16 protein-coding genes are annotated in these 16,399 nt (G+C 75.1%); 7 read left to right on the forward strand and 9 right to left on the reverse strand.

Annotation, left to right across the window (positions count from 1 at the left end):
* Positions 1 to 234: 234 nt before the first annotated feature.
* The 3 genes from AB0M92_RS16980 to AB0M92_RS16990 form a co-directional block, all read right to left on the reverse strand.
* Complete coding sequence (locus AB0M92_RS16980; RefSeq protein ID WP_366102933.1) at positions 235 to 3,144, reverse strand: poly(A) polymerase; 2,910 nt, start codon at positions 3,142 to 3,144, stop codon at positions 235 to 237.
* Positions 3,144 to 4,964: an RNA ligase family protein gene (locus AB0M92_RS16985; protein WP_366102934.1), complete on the reverse strand. Its 1,821-nt coding sequence runs from the start codon at positions 4,962 to 4,964 to the stop codon at positions 3,144 to 3,146. The genes AB0M92_RS16980 and AB0M92_RS16985 overlap by 1 nt, the downstream gene beginning before the upstream one ends.
* A gap of 89 nt (positions 4,965 to 5,053) precedes the next feature.
* Complete coding sequence (locus AB0M92_RS16990; RefSeq protein ID WP_366102935.1) at positions 5,054 to 5,695, reverse strand: TIGR03086 family metal-binding protein; 642 nt, start codon at positions 5,693 to 5,695, stop codon at positions 5,054 to 5,056.
* A gap of 99 nt (positions 5,696 to 5,794) precedes the next feature.
* On the opposite strand from AB0M92_RS16990, the gene AB0M92_RS16995 reads away from it, so the two are divergent.
* The gene (locus AB0M92_RS16995) at positions 5,795 to 6,769 is read left to right on the forward strand and encodes a WYL domain-containing protein (protein ID WP_366102936.1); all 975 of its coding nucleotides are present in this window, start codon (positions 5,795 to 5,797) and stop codon (positions 6,767 to 6,769) included.
* A 7-nt stretch (positions 6,770 to 6,776) separates the two neighbouring features.
* Here the strand turns inward: AB0M92_RS16995 and AB0M92_RS17000 are convergent, their stop codons facing one another.
* Both AB0M92_RS17000 and AB0M92_RS17005 read right to left on the reverse strand, forming a co-directional pair.
* Entirely contained in the window at positions 6,777 to 7,427 is a 651-nt protein-coding gene (locus AB0M92_RS17000; RefSeq protein ID WP_366102937.1) for an NAD(P)H-binding protein, read from the reverse strand.
* Between the two features lie 119 nt (positions 7,428 to 7,546).
* A complete protein-coding gene (locus AB0M92_RS17005) occupies positions 7,547 to 7,987 on the reverse strand; it encodes a hypothetical protein (protein WP_366102938.1) in 441 nt (146 codons plus the stop codon).
* A 534-nt stretch (positions 7,988 to 8,521) separates the two neighbouring features.
* On the opposite strand from AB0M92_RS17005, the gene AB0M92_RS17010 reads away from it, so the two are divergent.
* The 3 genes from AB0M92_RS17010 to AB0M92_RS17020 all read left to right on the forward strand — a co-directional run bounded on the left by AB0M92_RS17010 (position 8,522) and on the right by AB0M92_RS17020 (position 11,329).
* The gene (locus AB0M92_RS17010) at positions 8,522 to 9,547 is read left to right on the forward strand and encodes an NUDIX domain-containing protein (protein ID WP_366102939.1); all 1,026 of its coding nucleotides are present in this window, start codon (positions 8,522 to 8,524) and stop codon (positions 9,545 to 9,547) included.
* Positions 9,548 to 9,691: 144 nt separating this feature from the next.
* Positions 9,692 to 10,186, forward strand: a complete 495-nt coding sequence (locus AB0M92_RS17015; RefSeq protein WP_366102940.1) for a hypothetical protein — start codon at positions 9,692 to 9,694, stop codon at positions 10,184 to 10,186.
* A gap of 198 nt (positions 10,187 to 10,384) precedes the next feature.
* On the forward strand, positions 10,385 to 11,329 hold the full coding sequence (locus AB0M92_RS17020; RefSeq protein ID WP_366102941.1) for a class I SAM-dependent methyltransferase: 945 nt from the start codon (positions 10,385 to 10,387) through the stop codon (positions 11,327 to 11,329).
* A gap of 123 nt (positions 11,330 to 11,452) precedes the next feature.
* Here AB0M92_RS17020 and AB0M92_RS17025 read toward each other — a convergent pair whose 3' ends face one another.
* Both AB0M92_RS17025 and AB0M92_RS17030 read right to left on the reverse strand, forming a co-directional pair.
* The gene (locus tag AB0M92_RS17025; RefSeq protein WP_366102942.1) at positions 11,453 to 12,952 is read right to left on the reverse strand and encodes a DEAD/DEAH box helicase; all 1,500 of its coding nucleotides are present in this window, start codon (positions 12,950 to 12,952) and stop codon (positions 11,453 to 11,455) included.
* Positions 12,953 to 13,017: 65 nt separating this feature from the next.
* Positions 13,018 to 13,512, reverse strand: a complete 495-nt coding sequence (locus tag AB0M92_RS17030) for a MarR family transcriptional regulator (protein ID WP_366102943.1) — start codon at positions 13,510 to 13,512, stop codon at positions 13,018 to 13,020.
* A 108-nt stretch (positions 13,513 to 13,620) separates the two neighbouring features.
* Here AB0M92_RS17030 and AB0M92_RS17035 point away from each other — a divergent pair, with 108 nt between their 5' ends.
* Together AB0M92_RS17035 and AB0M92_RS17040 are read left to right on the forward strand one after the other, a co-directional pair.
* Positions 13,621 to 13,974: an HGxxPAAW family protein gene (locus tag AB0M92_RS17035; protein WP_366102944.1), complete on the forward strand. Its 354-nt coding sequence runs from the start codon at positions 13,621 to 13,623 to the stop codon at positions 13,972 to 13,974.
* Positions 13,975 to 14,091: 117 nt separating this feature from the next.
* The gene (locus tag AB0M92_RS17040; protein ID WP_366102945.1) at positions 14,092 to 14,298 is read left to right on the forward strand and encodes a cold-shock protein; all 207 of its coding nucleotides are present in this window, start codon (positions 14,092 to 14,094) and stop codon (positions 14,296 to 14,298) included.
* 76 nt (positions 14,299 to 14,374) lie between these two features.
* On the opposite strand, the gene AB0M92_RS17045 is transcribed toward AB0M92_RS17040, so the two are convergent.
* Together AB0M92_RS17045 and AB0M92_RS17050 are read right to left on the reverse strand one after the other, a co-directional pair.
* Entirely contained in the window at positions 14,375 to 14,956 is a 582-nt protein-coding gene (locus AB0M92_RS17045; RefSeq protein ID WP_366102946.1) for a TetR/AcrR family transcriptional regulator, read from the reverse strand.
* Entirely contained in the window at positions 14,953 to 15,306 is a 354-nt protein-coding gene (locus AB0M92_RS17050) for a DUF1304 domain-containing protein (protein ID WP_366102947.1), read from the reverse strand. Before AB0M92_RS17050 ends, AB0M92_RS17045 begins: the two co-directional genes overlap by 4 nt.
* Positions 15,307 to 15,395: 89 nt before the next feature.
* Here AB0M92_RS17050 and AB0M92_RS17055 point away from each other — a divergent pair, with 89 nt between their 5' ends.
* A complete protein-coding gene (locus tag AB0M92_RS17055) occupies positions 15,396 to 16,391 on the forward strand; it encodes a BtrH N-terminal domain-containing protein (protein WP_366102948.1) in 996 nt (331 codons plus the stop codon).
* Positions 16,392 to 16,399: the final 8 nt, after the last annotated feature.

The raw sequence follows: 16,399 nt of genomic DNA on the forward strand, positions 1-16,399 counted from the left end.
GCATGGTGTGTCAACTGGCCGTCAGGCCTGTGAACTTGGGGTTTCTTCAATCCTTGTGAAAAGTGTTGACGAAAAAAAGCGACCGGGCTCTACTGAGGCTCTTGACCGCTCCGTCCGGCGCGCCCGCCGGGGTCGCCGGGCGGGACGACGTGGTCAGGGATGTTCGAGGAATGGCCTCGTTCCGAGGTCGGGTGCTGCCGTGCGTTCGCTACTTGTCGGCCGGGAGCACCCGGTTCAGGAGAGGGCCGGGACCGCCCCGCACTCCGCCCACGTGACCTCGACGCCCGCGAGGGCCGGCGCCCACGGGGCGCAGAGGGCGGCCAGCCGGGCCGCGTCGGGCGGCGTGGCTCCGAGACCGATCGCGTACCGGGCCACGGTGTCGCCGCACTCGAACGGGCGGGGCCAGGCGTGCGCGCCCCCGACGCCGGCGGCCTCCAGGAGGCCGAGCAGGGCGCGCATCCGGCCGCGCGTCCGTCCCAGTGCCTCCTCGAACTCCGGGGGCGTGGCACCCCGTACGGTGACCACGGCCCACGCCGCGTGGCGGCGGTGCAGTGGCGGCGTACCCGCCCCCGGGGACTCCCACGCCTCGTACAGCTCCCGCCCGAGCAGGTCGCGCAGCGCCGGGCCGACCTGCGGCGTGCAGCTGCGCACCGGCTCGGAGGGAGTGAGGACGGTGACCGGGGCGTCCGGGCCCGGGGAGGTGGACGTGGACGGGGACGTGGACGGGTCGTGCAGGGCGATCGGGTCGCGCCAGTCCCAGGCGGCCCAGGTCCCGAAGAACTCCCGGAGCAGGGCCGCGGGGGAAAGGTCGACGGCCTCGCGGACCGTACGGGCCGCCAGTACCGCCCAGGCCAGCCCCGGCAGCCCGCCGAACGGCGCCGAGTCCAGGCCCCGGGCGCGGGCCCACGCCTTGACCTCCCGGGCCAGCCGGACGAACTGCGCATGCCGCTCGCCGCCCACGAAGTCCCCTACCGCATCGGCGTCGTCGACCGCGCCGAGCGCCACCGCGGCCGCCTCGCCGAGCTCGGCCCGTCGCCGCACGGCCTGGGCCGGATCCACCGCGCCCGTGCCGACGACCACCAGGTCCAGGTCCAGCCCGGCCGCGCGCAGCCGCAGCCCCGGCACGCGCGCGCCGACGACCTCCCGCAGCCGCTCGGCCTCCGGGAGCGCTGCCGCGACCCGCTCCCGTACCTCCGCGATCCCGGCGGCGCCCGGGAGGGCGGCGACCAGGTCGAGGTCGGCTCCGGGCAGGGCGCAGCCCATGCGGCGGGATCCCACGAGGTGCACCACACCGTCGCCCAGCGCTTCCGCGATCCGGGCGGCGAGGGCTTCGGCTTCGGCATCGGCGGCTTCGGCATCGGCGGCGCCGGCTTCGCGGGGCGGTGGTGCTTCGGGTTCCGGGTCCGACACCCACCGCCACGCACCCGTGCCGAGGTCCACCGTCGCCCGTACCCGCATCGGCCCGTCCCCGCGCCGGGACAGCACCGCCAGCTCCCCGACGCGGGCCGGAGCGCCGGCCGGAGCGCCGGACGGAGCGCCGGACCGCGTGCCGGACCCGGGCCCGGCCCCGCCGAGTCGCGCGGTGAACTCCGCCAGGGCCCGCTGCGGGTCCCGGCTGCGTCCGAGGGTCAGGTGCGGGGTGAAGCCGTCGCGTCCCCGGCACCCCGGGAACCGCTCCGCGAGCCCTCGCCGCAGCCGCTGCCACGGCTCGTCGCCGGCCGCCGCCGGGTCCAGCCACAGCGTGGCCTCCTCCCGGTGCCCGAAGCTGTGCACTCCGGCGAGCCGGGCGGTGAACGGAGCCGTCTGCGCGGCCACTTCGGCCAGCAGGGGCAGGGCCGCCTCGAAGGAGGACTCCGGTACGAAGCCGAACAGCAGGTTCACGTGCGCCGGCCAGCGGTGCACCGCCGGGTCGTGGGCGCGGCGCAGCTCCTCGACCGCCGGATCGTGCGGCGGCAGCCAGGCCACCGCCGTCCGCGCGGTCGCCCGTACGTCGAGCACCGCGCGGTCCCCGTCCTCCTCTGAGAAGTCCACCACCGCCTCCACCCCGAAGTGGTCGGAGATGAAGAGCCCGTCAGGTCCGGGGGAGTCGCCCCGAAGCGCGGCCTCGCGCACCCGCGCCCCCGCCGAGCGCAGCAGGACCCTGTCCAGCCGGCCCGGCCGCCCCGACAGCGAGCCCACCGCGGCCAGCGGGTTGGCCACCGGGTCGAAGGTCGGCGTGGTGTCCTGCGCCCCGTGCGCCTCCGTCCAGGCGTCCCGCATGCCCAGTGCCGCCGCCGGTCCCTGCGGTCCGCAGCGGCCGTCGTTGAAGTCGCCGAGCAGCGCCACGTCCGCGTCGATGCCACCCAACCCCTCGCAGATGCGGACCAGTTCGGCACCGCGTCGCCCGGCGCCGTTCTCCGTGTGATCGCTCGTCAGGTGGACGCAGGCCACGACGAGCGGGCCGCTCGCGGCCTCCACCGTCACCGCCGTGACCGCCTTGTGCGGACCCAGCAGATGGAGCCCCGCTTCCCGTACGGGCAGCCGGCTCAGCACCAGCAACCCGCTCGCGGCCACGTCCTTGCCGCGTGGATCCGTGCCCACCGTGTACCCGGCGCGCACCCAGGGCTGCGCCAACAACAGCTCTACCAGGGCCGGTTCGACCTCCTGGAGGGCGATCACATCGGCGTCGGCGGCAGCCAGGTCGGCCAGCAGCATCGGCCTGCGCCGGGCGGTGTCGATGCGCGGGGCGTCGTACCGGTCCCACAGGGTGTTCCAGGTCAGCAGCCGTACGGGCCGCGGCGCGGAGCCCGGCTCGGACGCCGCGCGCCCGGTCCCGGCCGGCCGCCAGGAGCCGCCGTCCGCCGGATCCCACGCGTGCGGGGTGCGGGCGGTGAAGAACGGGGCCCGCAGCAACCGTGGTTCGCGGATCCGGCCGGCCTCGGTGAGGTCGATCCGGTCCACACCGCTCGCCCGGTCCCACACGAGCTCCCCGTCCGCCTCGACGAACAGCACCCGGTGCCAGGGGATGTCGCCGCCCGGCACGAAGGAGGGCAGCGGGAGGCGCTTCGGCGGCGCCCCGCGCTGGTGCAGCCCGAAGACGAACCGGGCCGGATCGAAGCGGGGGTCCCAGCGGACCTGGTGGTAGAGCTCCTCACTGGTGCGCATCAGCCGTCCTCGCCCACTGCCGCGCCCGTGGTCGCGGCCGTCGGCAGCGACAGGGTCTGCGCCGTCGCCCCGATGCTGCCCGCGGTGTCCTCGACCGTGCCGCCCGCCCCGACGTACCGGATGCGGTGCGCCGCGCCCTGCCCCGGATACGGGGGAGTGAACCGGTGCAGCTGGGCGGCCAGTACCTGCGCCGGTACGGGATGGGGCCGGACGGCGTTGCGGCGGAGCAGCTCCGCCTCCTCGACCAGCACCACGACCTGGGTCACCAGCGCGTCCCGGCGCCGCGCGACCGCACCCGCGAGGCCCCGCTGCTGCTCGGTGAGGGAGGTGGCGTCCCACACCACCGTGCCCCCCGAGCCCGCCGCGGCCGCCAGTGCGGCGTCCAGCCGGTCCAGGCCCTCGCGCAGCACGTCGGCGTTGGCCCGCTGGTCCGACCGGGAACCCCGCGCGGTGCGCAGATCGTCGAGACTGATGTACGCGGCCACGCCCGGCAGGCTCCGGGCGTACGTGCTCTTGCCGCTGCCCGAAGGCCCGCACAGCTGCACCAGCCGAGGGAAGCGCCCGTCCCGCCACCGCCAGGTCGCGGCCACCGCCTCCTCGGCGGTGGAGATCCCGCCCCGGCCGAACGCCTCCCGGGCCTCCGCCCAGCAGCGGTCCGCCGCGTCCGGACCGAGGTCGCCGAGGGCCTCCCGCAGCCCCTCCCGCAGCGGGCCCAGCGGGTCGGGGCCGAGGAGCCCGGCCTCCTCCGCGCACAGCGCGGACCACTCGACGCGCTCGCGGGCCTCCGCGTCCACCGCCGCCGCCCCCGCGAGCGCGTGCAGCACCCCGAGATCGGCGGCGACGGCCATCCGGACCAGCCCGGCCCGCCGCCCCTCGTCCGGGAACGGCCTTTGCGGGTACGGGTGGAGCCCGACCAGGTCGGCCACCCGCCGGGCCGGCGGCATCCCGAGCGGCCCCGCCGCCGTCCGCGCCGCGATCCGGGCCCGCGGCGCGCGGTGCAGCAGGGCGGCCAGTACCCCGGCCAGCCGGGTCTCGCCGGTGCGGCCCGAGGCGTCGAGCCGGCCCGCCACCTCGGCGACGACCGGCTCGACGCCCGCGAGGTACGGCTCGCCTCCGCCGCCCGGCGCGGACTCCAGGCCGAGAGCGGCCGCCAACTGCCCCGCATCGGGCTCGGAGCCCGAGCGCACGGCCCACAGCGGGGCCTGCGGACCGAGCCCGTTCGCCACCACCTGCGCGTACATCCAGTGCGTGTCGGTCTGCACGTGGCCGCCGCGGACCCACTTGGCGACACTGCGCCCGAAGTCCGCCCGCGCGAAGGCGCCCGCCGTCCGTACGACGTACCCCTCCTGCCGGGTGGTGTCGAGCCGCAGCCTGCGCAGTGCGCGCTCGTCGAAGACGCCCCGCCAGAGCACGCGCGGGGTGGGTGTCCCGAGGCCGTGCAGGAAGCTCACGGTCCGGTCCCAGTCGAGGCAGTGCTCCCCGTCCCACACCGAGAACCCGTAGAACCAGCTGTCGAGGTCCTCGTACGGGAGCGAGTGACGGGCGTACAGGTTCTCCCCGCAGACCCGCCATCCCGCCGGTATGCCGGCGCCGATCCGGCTCTGGAGGCCCTTGACCCAGGCACGCGAGGGGTGGTGGCCTGAGTCCAGCGAGCGCGCGTGCAGCCCGTCCGCGTACAGGGTGGTGTTCTCCCCGTCCAGCTTCTCGGTGACCACGACCTCGTGCCCGGCCAGCCCCGCGAGCCCGGCGGCCCGCACGTCGTCCGCCGCCGCCCCGGGGGACCAGGGCAGATGAGGCGTGCGGGGGTAGTGCGTGCGCATGGTTGGCTCCGGGTCGACGACGGTGGTTCGCCGTCACTCTAGGTATCCGAGGCCGGGCCATCCACCCAATAACCCCCGGACCGGGTCCCTCAGGGCCGGCGTCCGGCCCAGGCCACGAGCCGGTCGATGGCCGGGGCGTCGGAGTCCACGGTCACCACATCGGCGAAGGGGATCCGCCCGCCGCGGGTCTCGGCCGGCAGCGCGCGGCGTACGACGCCGATCACCCGCTCGATCAGGGCCGGGTCCCACTCCGGGGCCTGTCCGGTCGCCGTGGCCAGGTCCCAGGTGTGCACGACGAGTTCGTGGGTGTAGACGGCCGCGGCGGCCGCGCCGGGCAGGACGCCCATCGGGAGACGCAGCTGCCGGCCGAGGACGTCCGGATCCGCCCACACCTGCGAGACCTCGCGGGCGCCCGGCTCCCAAGCCGCCGCCCACCCGCCGTCGGCGATCTCGTCGGCGAAGGACGGGACGCTGAACGGGTCCTCGCCGCGCCCGATCACCGAGATCCGGCGGACGACGGCGACGAGATGGCTCGACAGCCGCCGGACGTCGAACTCCTCGCAGGGGGTCGGGGCGTCGTACTGCTCGGGCCGGACGGCGGCCAGCGCACGGCCTGCCAGCTCGACGGCAGCGGCCAGGTCGGCCCGGGGATCGAAGGAGGAGGCGGCGGCGGTGCCGGCGGTGCCGGCGGAGCCGGACGGGGTCTCGATGAGCTGCTCGGTCTTGTTCATGGCTTCATCCTGGAAGGAAAAGTGGCCACCTTCTGGCCAGTTTTCCTTGGAGAATGAAAAGGCGAAGACGAGGACGCCCGTGCAGGAGGAAAGAGACCCGTGAGAGCCGACCGGCTGGTGGCGACCCTGCTCTTCCTCCAGGAGCGCGGCCGCGTCACCGTCCCCGAAGTGGCCGCCGAACTGGAGGTGTCCGAGCGCACCGCACGCCGTGACCTGGAGGCCCTGGCCGCGTCCGGCATCCCCGTGTACTCGCAGCGCGGCCGCGGGGGCGGCTGGTCCCTCGTCGGCGGGGCCCGTACCAACCTCACCGGACTGACCGCCGACGAGATCCGGGCGCTCTTCCTCGTCACCGGCCCCCTGTCGGCCACCCCCGAACTGCGCACCACTCTGCGCAAGCTGGTCAGGGCCCTGCCACCGAGCCTGCGGCCGCATGCGGAGGCCGCCACCCGTGCCGGAGTCGTCGACGCCACCGACTGGTCCCGCAACGCCGTCACGGCCGGTGCCGCCCACCGCTCCGCGCTCCAGGGCGCCGTCGTGGACGGGATCCGCGTCCGGCTCGGGTACGCGGGCGTCGGCAAAACGGCCGGCGAGCGCACGGTCGACCCCCTCGGGCTCGTGGCCAAGGCGGGGGCGGACTACCTCGTCGCCGGTACGGACAAGGGCCTGCGCACCTTCCGGCTCAGCCGGGTCACCTCCGTGGAACCGACCGGTGAACCGGTGGTCCGGCCGCCCGGCTTCGACCTCGCCGAGACCTGGCGGGCACTGTCCGGGGCCTTCCAGGACGGCATGAACGCGGTGACCGCGCGGGCCCGCGTCCGCCCCGACACGCTCGCCCTGCTGCAGCGCTTCCTCGGTGGCCGGGTGCGCGTCGGCGGTCCGCTGCCCGACGGCTGGACCGAGGTGTGGGTCGACGGGCCGGCCGCCAGGGCCCTGGCAGGGCATCTGGCCGGGCTGGGGGCGGGGGTCGAGGTGCTGGAGCCGCCGGAGGTACGGCAGTGGCTCGCCCGGCTCGGCGCCGAACTCACGGTGATGTACGCCGGGGAGGCGGCTCCGGACACGCCCACCGGCCGGTAGCCGCCGGTCAGTAGCCGATGGTGAACCGCTTCCCGGAATGCGCATCGCGCTCGATCTCGTCGACCAGGGCCACGGCGTAGTCCTCGGCCGAAATGCGGCTGAGGCCGTCCTCGTCCACGACGAGGTCGTCGAGGGCCAGCCGGTAGGTGCCCGTCCGCGCGCCCGGCGCGATCTGCGCGGCGGGGCTCAGGCAGCTCCAGCGGACCTCCTCGACGGGCACGGTCCGCAGGAAGTCCAGCGCCTCACCGTGGGCTCGCATGAGGGCACGGACCGGCTCCGGGATGCCCGGCGCGTCCCGGACCAGCGGGCCCTCGGGGGTGCGCAGCGAGCCGGCCCCGCCCACGACGATCACCCGGGGCCGGGGGATGTCCGGGCCCGGCGTGCAGACGCCGCCGATCAGGGATTTGACGGCGGACACGAGGATGTCCGGGTCTCCGGCGCCGGGGCCGACCGCGCTGACGACCACGTCCCGGCCGGCGGCCGCCTCTGCGACGGAGTGCGGGTCCAGGACGTCGCCGTGCATCACCTCGGCTCCGGAGTCCGCGAGCTTCTCGGGATCGCGGACCACCGCGGTGACCTCGTGGCCGCGGTCGAGTGCTTCGCGCAGGACGCGCGTTCCGATGGTGCCGGTCGCGCCGAACAGGGCGATCTTCGCCATGGCGACTCCCTGGGGGGTGGAGGCGGTACGGGCCTCAGGTCGGACCCGCGCCGCCCATCCAAGCGAACCCGTCCCTCACGCTCCGGGAGCCGGGCCGAATCCACACGGATGATCCACATCTACCGGCACAGGGCGACGATGGACGGGTGGACGGTGCCCTTGGCGGCCTCGCACAGGGAGCCCATGTCGTACGGACGCGGCTGCGCGGGCCGGGGCTTCGGCTGTGCGGGCGGGCGCTTGCGGGGTCCCGGCACGGGTGCCGGGCGTACGGGCCGCGCCGGCCGGTCGGGCGCGCGCTCGCGGCTCCGGGGCGGTGGAACCCGGACCTCCGCTGCCTGCTCCGCGGCCGCCGCGGCAGGCTCGGGCGCGGGCGGGGAGGGGGTCTGCGATGCCGGAAGCCGCCCCAGCGGCAGTGCTTCGGCCACCGCTCCCGGCTCCGCGGCCGGAGCCGTACGGGCCGCCTCCGCGGGCCGGTCGGGCCGTACGGTCACGCACCCGGCGGTCAGCGCCACCGCGGCGAGCATCAGGGGCAGGGGCAGGGCCGCCCGGCGTAACAGCATCTGCCCACCCTGCCGCACGCCGGCCGCCGGAACCTACGCGCGGTCACACGCACGAGTGACGGACGGCGGGCCCACAGGGGTGTGAAGGGCTCGGCGGCGAGGAAGCGGGCGGTGAAGGAGGCCAGGATGGCCAGGATCCCGGGCGGCCGCGCCGGGTGAAGGCGGGCGAGAACCCGGCGGGGAGGGCGAACGGCGCGGGCGCCCGCCCGTCGGCCGCGACGATCACGTACCCGGCGCCCTCGGGCCGTGGTCCCGGGCCGACATGGACGGCGAACATCCCGAGGGCGGCCGGCCCGCGGACGGCGTCGGCGGCGGCGAGCCGCCCGCGTCCGTGGGGGAAGCGTGGTCGGACCGGCGGTTTTCAAGCCGCCAGTCCGCGAGACGAATGTACCAACGACGGTGTAACAAGGTAATAAGGAGGTATAGGGGTGGCAAAGCGGTGGTCAGTGGCCACGAAGGTGTGACCGGCGTAACCCCATGGGGGCAAGGGCTGTTGCACGGGCAGAGGGTCCATCCACGGTGAACGGAGTTCCGATGCCGCAGCTGACCGACCAGGCCGTGAGCGAAGACGAGGACGAGGGCGACGGAAGCCGGCCGGGCACCCGGATGACACCGCAGGAGTACGGGGCTTCGCGGGCCGCGCTGTGGACCGGAGCCGTCGTCCTGGTCACCGACTCGGACGGCCGCGTCCTCGTCCAGAGCGTCGACTACCGCCCCGACCGGCTGCTGCCCGGCGGCGCGGTGGACGCGGGCGAGGCCCCGGCCGCCGCCGCGGCCCGGGAAGTGCGCGAGGAACTGGGCGTCGACGGCCGCTATCCGCGCGGGCTCGCCGTGGACTGGATCCCGGCCGACACCCCCGGCATCCCGCCCGAGATGGGTTTCCCGGGAGAGATCATGCACGTGTACGACGGCGGCACCTGGACCCCCGACCGGATCGACGGGATCCGCCTCCCGGCCCAGGAGATCACCGCCGTCCACTTCGCCGAACCGGCCGACCTCGCCGGCCTGATGGACCCGGGCGACGCCCGCCGCGCCCTGTCGGCGCTGCGCGCCCGCGTCAACGGCGGCGGCGCCGCCCTGCTGGAGGACGGCCGCCCCACCCTGGCGACCGCCCTGGACCGGCTCGGGGTCCTGCGCACCCGCCGCACCCCGCTGCACGGCACCTGGCACCCCGGCCCGGTGCCCGCCGGGCTGCCCGTACGGGAGCCCTCGGCCTGGCTGTTCGCCCCCGACGGGCGGGTCCTGGTGCTGATCTCGCGCACCACCGGCTCCGCACACCTCCCGTCCCCCGTGCCGGCCTCCACGCCGCTCGGCTACCGCCACGCCGACGGGGCGGCCCATCCCCGCACCGTCGGCCGCCTCCCCTCGCCGCTCCCGGCCGGCGATCCGGCGTACGCGCGCCTGCTGGCCACCCCGGAGCAGGTCCGCGAACTCGCCGACTGGGGTCCGGCCGGCCACGCCGAACTGGCCGCGGTCCACGGGGCCCGCATCCGCCTCTCCCTCCCGCCGTCCCCCCGCACCCCCCTCACCGAGCTCCCGGAGGAGGGTCCCGACCGCTGATCGCGCGGGACGCCGGTCTCCGGGCGCCGGGCCGCGCCCCGAGCCGGGCACGGCTCGCCTCGTGCCCTGCCGCTCGCGCCCCCGGGCCGGGGCTGAGGCACCCCTGGACACCGGACGTTCAGAGGGGTCGTGTGGAATGGGTGCATGGGGAGACGTGAGAACCAGACAGGGGCGGAGGGCACGGCCACCGTGCCCGAGCACTGGCGCTACGGCCGCCACCTGGACGCCCTGGCCACCGCCGCCGCCGGAGCGGGCGAGGCCGACGCGGTCGCCGCCGTGCTGCGCGATCGCGACCCGGTGATGGCCGAGAGCGCGGTGGTCACCCACCTCGACCGTCGCGCCGCCCAGCTGCTGACCGACCCGCGGTTCCCCGGCTGGGCCCGCGAGATGGGCACCGCGATCGGCCCCCGCGCCTTCCCGGCCCGCAGGCTGCGCGAATGGACCCTGCTCAAGACGATCGCCGACGGCGGGCCGTGGTCCCCGGCCGAGCTCACCGCCGCCTCCGACTGGTGCCAGCGCACCGCCGCCGGATCGCTCGGCTCGCACGAGGCACTCGGCCTGCTCGCCGCCACGGCCCGCACCCACCGCGTGCGCACCGTCGCCGCCGCGCGCCTGCGGCGCCGGAACGCCGCGGGCTGAGCCCGGGGAAAGCGAGCGCCCGGCGGGGGACCCCTCGGAAACGAGGGGCCGATCCGGAGCAAGACGGATACGGGCGGCAGCGGTTTTATCAGCTCCGCACAGGAGTCTCGTCACACGGCCGTTCGAGGGTTTAAGGTCTGCCTACCTGGCCGGGTATCAGCGTTGATTCCGATGCCGTTCCACTGGAGGCTGCTCTCCGTGTCGCACGTTTCCCACGCTCCCGTCACCACCCCCGACGGCGAGCCGGCTCCGCCCGCACCGACCGCGTACAACCAGGTCAACGGTTGGTTCTCGGGCTACGACCAGGTGCTCTTCGACTGGTTCCTGTCCCGCCGTGACGGCGGGGAGGAGAAGCCGGGCGATCTGCTCGAACTCGGCGCCTTCATGGGGAAGAGCGCGATCTTCCTCGGGGGATACCTGCGGGAGGGCGAGGAGTTCACCGTGTGTGACCTCTTCGACTCGCCGGCGCCGGACGACTCCAATCTCGCCGAGATGAAGGACTCGTACCCCACGCTCACCCGCCGCGGCTTCGAGACGAACTACCTGGCCTTCCGCGAGGCGCTCCCCACGATCATCCAGGCTCCGACCTTCGTCGTCGCCGACCGCGTCCGCCCGGCGAGCTGCCGGTTCATCCACATCGACGCCTCGCACCTCTACGAGCACGTCGTCCAGGACATCGAGTCCTCGCGCGTCGTGGCCGCCCCGGACGCCGTCGTCGTCTTCGACGACTACCGCTCCGAGCACTGCCCCGGCGTCGCCGCCGCCGTGTGGGCCGCGGTGGCCACCGGCGAGCTGCACCTCATCGCCGTCTCGGCGTCGAAGCTCTACGCGACCTGGGGCGACGCGGCTCCCTACCAGGCGGAGCTGCTGACCTGGCTGGAGGGCCGGGGGGACCTGTGGCACGGTGTGGACCTCGTGGCCGGCCAGTCCCTCGTCCGCATCGGCGACGAGGGCGCCGTCCCGCCCGCGCCCCCGGAGCCGCTGAATCCGGCGCCCGAGCCCGCGCCGGAGACCGTACGCACCGCGCACCAGCCGGGCCCGCGGCCGCGTGCCGGGCTCGCCTGGCGCAGGCTCGCCAAGGACCTGCTGCCGCCGGTGGTCACCCGCGCCATCGTGGCCTGGCGGCGGCGCCGCCGGGGCTGATCCGACGGCCGGCCCGCTCGCGGACGCACGTACGGCGCCGGCCCCTGCGGTGGGGGCCGGCGCCGGCGCTTCGAGGCGGCGTCCGCCGACGGTGTCCGCCGCCGACGGCCTCCGCCGGTGGCGTCAGCCGCCCTTGCGGACCCGCGCCGCGCGCCGCGCCTCGGCGAGCTTGCGCGCCTCCGAGGTCTTGCGGGACTCCTTGCCCACACCGGGCCGGCCCGGCCGCGTGCCGATCCCGCGGAAGCCGAGGTCCGTGCCCGAGGGCCGGCCCTTGGCGTCCGTCGGCTCGGCGCCCGCCAGCGGCACCCCGGAGGGGGCCTTCGCGCCGGTGATCCGGCTCAGCGCGGCCTCACCGGAGCGGACCTGGGTGGTGGTCGGCCGGATCTTGGCCTCGGCCATCAGCCGGACCATGTCCCGGCGCTGGTTCGGGGTGACCAGGGTGACGACCTTGCCGGACTCGCCCGCGCGGGCGGTGCGGCCGCCCCGGTGCAGGTAGTCCTTGTGGTCGGCGGGCGGGTCCACGTTCACGACCAGGTCGAGGTCGTCGATGTGGATGCCGCGCGCGGCGACGTTCGTCGCGACGAGGACCGTGACGGCCCCGGTCTTGAACTGGGCGAGCGTGCGCGTGCGCTGGGGCTGCGACTTGCCGCTGTGCAGCCCCTCCGCCCGTACGCCCATGGCCCGCAGGTGCTTCACGAACTGGTCCACCCCGTGCTTGGTGTCCAGGAACATCAGCACCCGGCCCTCGCGCGCCGCGATCTCGGTGGCGGCGGAGATCTTGTCGGCGGAGTGGATGTGCAGCACGTGGTGATCCATCGTGCTCACGGAGGCCGCCGACGGGTCGACGGAGTGGGAGACGGGATCCTTCAGGTAGCTGCGCACGAGCTGGTCCACGTTGCGGTCCAGGGTGGCGGAGAACAGCATGCGCTGCCCGGCGTGGTGCACCTGGTCGAGGATCTCGGTGACCTGCGGCATGAAGCCCATGTCGCACATCTGGTCGGCCTCGTCGAGGACGGTGATCTTCACCCGCTCCAGGTGGACGTCGCGCCGCCCGACCAGGTCGCTGAGGCGCCCGGGGGTGGCCACGACGACCTCGGCGCCGGTGCGCAGCGCGCTCACCTGCCTGCCGATCGACAGCCCGCCGACCACCGTGGCCATCCGCAGGTCCAGGGCCTGCGCGTACGGCGTCAGCGCCTCGGTCACCTGCTGCGCCAGCTCGCGCGTCGGTACGAGCACCAGGGCCAGCGGTCGCTTCGGGTCGGCCTTGCGGCCCGCGGTGCGCGCCAGCAGGGCCAGGCCGAAGGCCAGGGTCTTGCCGGAGCCGGTGCGGCCCCGGCCGAGGATGTCGCGGCCTGCCAGGGAATTGGGGAGCGTCGCCGCCTGGATGGGGAACGGCTGCGTCACCCCCAGGTCGGCCATCGTCGTCACCAGCTCACGGGGCAGGTCCAGCTCGGAGAACGCCTCCACCGGCGGCAGCGCCGGTTCGACCGTCTTCGGCATCGCGAACTCGCCCTTCAGGGGAGCGGTCCGGGGGGTCTTGCCGCCCGACTTCGCACCGCCCTTGGGGCCTGCCTTGGCTCCGGCCTTGATGCCGAAGCGCCCGTGAACCGACGGGTTCTTCATGCAGAACCTTCCGTGAGACGTGAAAAGGCGAATTTTACCATCGGGGACATGGCGCACCGGGCCCGTTACGGCGCCGCGGGCCCCAGTCGCCCGCTGCGCACCTCGGCGAGGTGGGCGGTCATCTCGACGGTCGCCCGCGCGAACCAGTCGGCGATGACGGCGACCTCGTCGGGGGAGTACTGCGCGAACACCGTGCCCAGCCGGGCGTAGAAGGGCTCGTACACGGCGAAGACCCGCGCGGCCGCCGCCGGGTCGGCCACCACGCGCACCCGGCGCCGGTCCGCGGGGTCCGGCTGCCGGCGGGCGTACCCGGCCCGCTCCAGGCGGTTGAGGACCCCGGTCACGGCGCCGGTGGTCAGGTTCGTCAGCTCAGCGAGGTCACCGGCGCCCAGCGGGTCGTCCCCGGCGCCCAGGACGTGGCCCAGGCAGGTCAGGTCGGTGACGTTCAGCCCCAGCAGCTGCGCGACCTCCTGCTGGCCGATGAGGCCCAGCGCGACGTACCGGTCCATGCGCGACAGCGCCTCCTGGGCCGTGGCCGCGGGGCGGGACTTGCCCTGCATGCAGATACTCCTTAGTGTCTAAGTAACTTAGCTCGTGAGATGCTTACCTTGTTGACTAAGGCATCTCGCCTTCCGAACCTACTGCCGCCCGTCCGTCTGGGGAGAATCATGAGCGCACACGGAGACGTCGACATGGGCCACACGGTCGCCGGGTGGACCGGCACCGCCCTGGCCCTGATCGGCTGTACCGGAGCCGGGGCCGCCGTGTGCGGGGCCTGGATGCCCGGGGTCTGGCTCGGCCTCGGCCTCGTCGTCGCGGCGGCGGTCGTCACCTGGGTCCTGCACCTCGCCGGCTGGGGCAAGCCCGGCGGGCCCCGCCCCCGTGCCGAGTGGGACTGGCGCATCCGCGACACCGGCGCGCGGACCGGGCACGCGCACTGCCTGGGCTGCCGGGCCGGCGGACCGCGCCGGGCCGCCGCCTCGGCGCCCCGCCCGCGCCCCGCCGAACTGGCCGGTCAATAGTTCGAACCTGCCCCGATCGGCCGCGCCTGAGGTGTGGTGGGTGTGACGCACGGGCAGGATTGGGTCGGCTGCACCGCACGTGCGGCCCGCGTGGAACGTTGAGAAGGATCAGTACTGATGGCAACAGGCACCGTGAAGTGGTTCAACTCGGAGAAGGGCTTCGGCTTCATCCAGCAGGACAATGGCGGCCCCGACGTGTTCGTGCACTTCTCCGCCATCCAGGGCACCGGCTTCAAGGAGCTCCAGGAGAACGAGAAGGTCGAGTTCGACGTCACCCAGGGCCCCAAGGGCCCGCAGGCGGAGAACGTGCTTCCGCAGCGGTGACACCACTGTGACGCCACTTCACGAGCCCAGCCCGTGACATGAGCCCCGCCGGTCGGTCCGGCGGGGCTCATGGCCGTCACGGGGCGGTGGGCCGGGAGCCCGCGCGGTGCAGGGCCAGCAGCAGCGGCCAGAGGTGGTCGGCCAGCTCTGCCGGGGAGCCGGGGACGCTGCCGTGCAGCCAGTCGGCGAGGATCCCGGTGAACGTGGCGGCCACCGCCGTGGCGACCAGGTCGGCGTTGGGTGCGCCGGCCGCCTCCCGTTCGGCGCGGGCGCGGGCGCGCAGCTCCCGGTTGAGCCGCTCGCCGAGCGGCCCGCCGCCGCCCGGCAGGAGCAGGGTGCGGTACAGGGGCGCGTGCGCGGCGGCGTCGGCCAGGAAGCCGGCCAGCGCGGCCGGGGGCCGGGCCGGGGCCCGCGCCCCGGGTTCCGTCTGCCAGGCGTGCAGGGCGTCGACCGCCGCGTGCACCACGTCGGCGCAGGCGTCGACGGCCAGCGCCGGGAGGTCCTCGTAGTGCAGGTAGAACGTGGCGCGCCCGACCCCGGCCCGGCGGACCACGGCCGAGACGCTGACCTCCCCGAGCGGCCGGTCGGCGCACTCGGCGAGCAGGCTCTCGCGCAGGCGGGCCCTGGTGCGGGCGGTGCGCGGATCCTCGGGGCTCACGTGGCCAGCAGTGCGGCGCCCAGGGCGAGCGCGCCGGGCAGGGCCTGGGCGACGAGGATGCGCCGGTTGGCGGTCGCGCCCCCGTACAGTCCGGCGACGATCACGCAGACGAGGAAGAAGACCTGCGTGGCGAGCGAGTCGATGACCAGTGACCAGACGAGTCCGGCGGCCAGGAAGCCGTTGTAGAGGCCCTGGTTGGCGGCGAGCGGTGCGGTGCGGCGGGCCAGCTCCTCGTCGAAGCCCGACAGGGCCCGGCCGGGCGGCCGCTGCCACAGGAACATCTCCAGGACCAGGAAGTACGCGTGCAGGGCGGCGACGACACCTATGAGGACCTGAGCGACCGTGTGCACGGCGACCTCCAGTTGATCGGCAACTTCCTGGACAACTGTACAGGAAGTCCCCGTCGGGTCCATGGGCGGGGCGCGGCTAGGCTGACCGCATGACTGTGCTCGTGTACGAAGACTTCGGAACCGGACGCCATCGCGAGGCCTCCCTGATCCGCCACGCCCTGGGCAGCGCCCACGACGAGGAGCTGATCGCGGGCCTGGCCGGCGGGATCGGCTTCATGTACTTCGTTTTCGAGTACGCGGGCCGGGCGCCCATCGCGACGATCGTCGCGCAGGCTCATCCCGAGCCCTGGGTGCAGGTCGCGCTGCGGCGCCTGCACATCCCCTACGACGCCACGCGCGCCACCAAACCCCGCTGGGGCCGGGTGCGCGCCGCGCTCGACGGCGGCCAGCCCGCCTTCTGCGTCGTCGACCGGTCGTCGCTGCCCTGGCACGAGGCCGACGCCGACGCCGAGATGATCGGCGCCGACCCGTACACCGTCGTGATCGCCGGATACGACGGCGACGACCTGCTGATCGAGGACGGGGCCGAGACCCCTTACCGGATCGATCGCGAGGAGTTCGGCGCCGCCTGGACCGCGCACCGCAAGGGCCGCCACCAGCTCGTCGTGCCCACCGGTCCGGCCGAGGACGAGCCGGACGTCGAGGGAGCCATCGCCGCGACCGTCACCCGCCTCACCGGGCCGGTGCTCGGCAACCAGTTCGACGTCAACTTCGGTTTCTCCGGCATGGAGAAGCTGGCCGCGCAGCTGCGCGACCGGACCACGAAGACGGGCTGGGAGCGGCGGTTCGGCAGTCCGGAGGCCTTCCGGGCGGGCACCGGGCGGCTGTACGCCTGCCTGGAGGAGGAGTGGACCGCCCCCGGCGCCACCCGGCCGCTGTACGCGGACTTCCTCGACCTCGCCGGGCGGCCGGAGGCCGCCTCGCTCCTGCGGGACTCCGCCGGGCACTGGTCGCGGCTGGCGGACCTGGCCCGTACGGCCGAGCCGGACTCCGACGCCCCCGCGCGGCGGTCCCTGTTCGACGAATGCGCCGAACTCGTGGACCGCTCGCTGGACCTGGAGCGCCGGGCCGTCGCCCTGCTCTGAGCCGTACG

The organism is Streptomyces sp. NPDC051582, assembly GCF_040681715.1.
Taxonomy (GTDB): Bacteria; Actinomycetota; Actinomycetes; order Streptomycetales; family Streptomycetaceae; genus Streptomyces.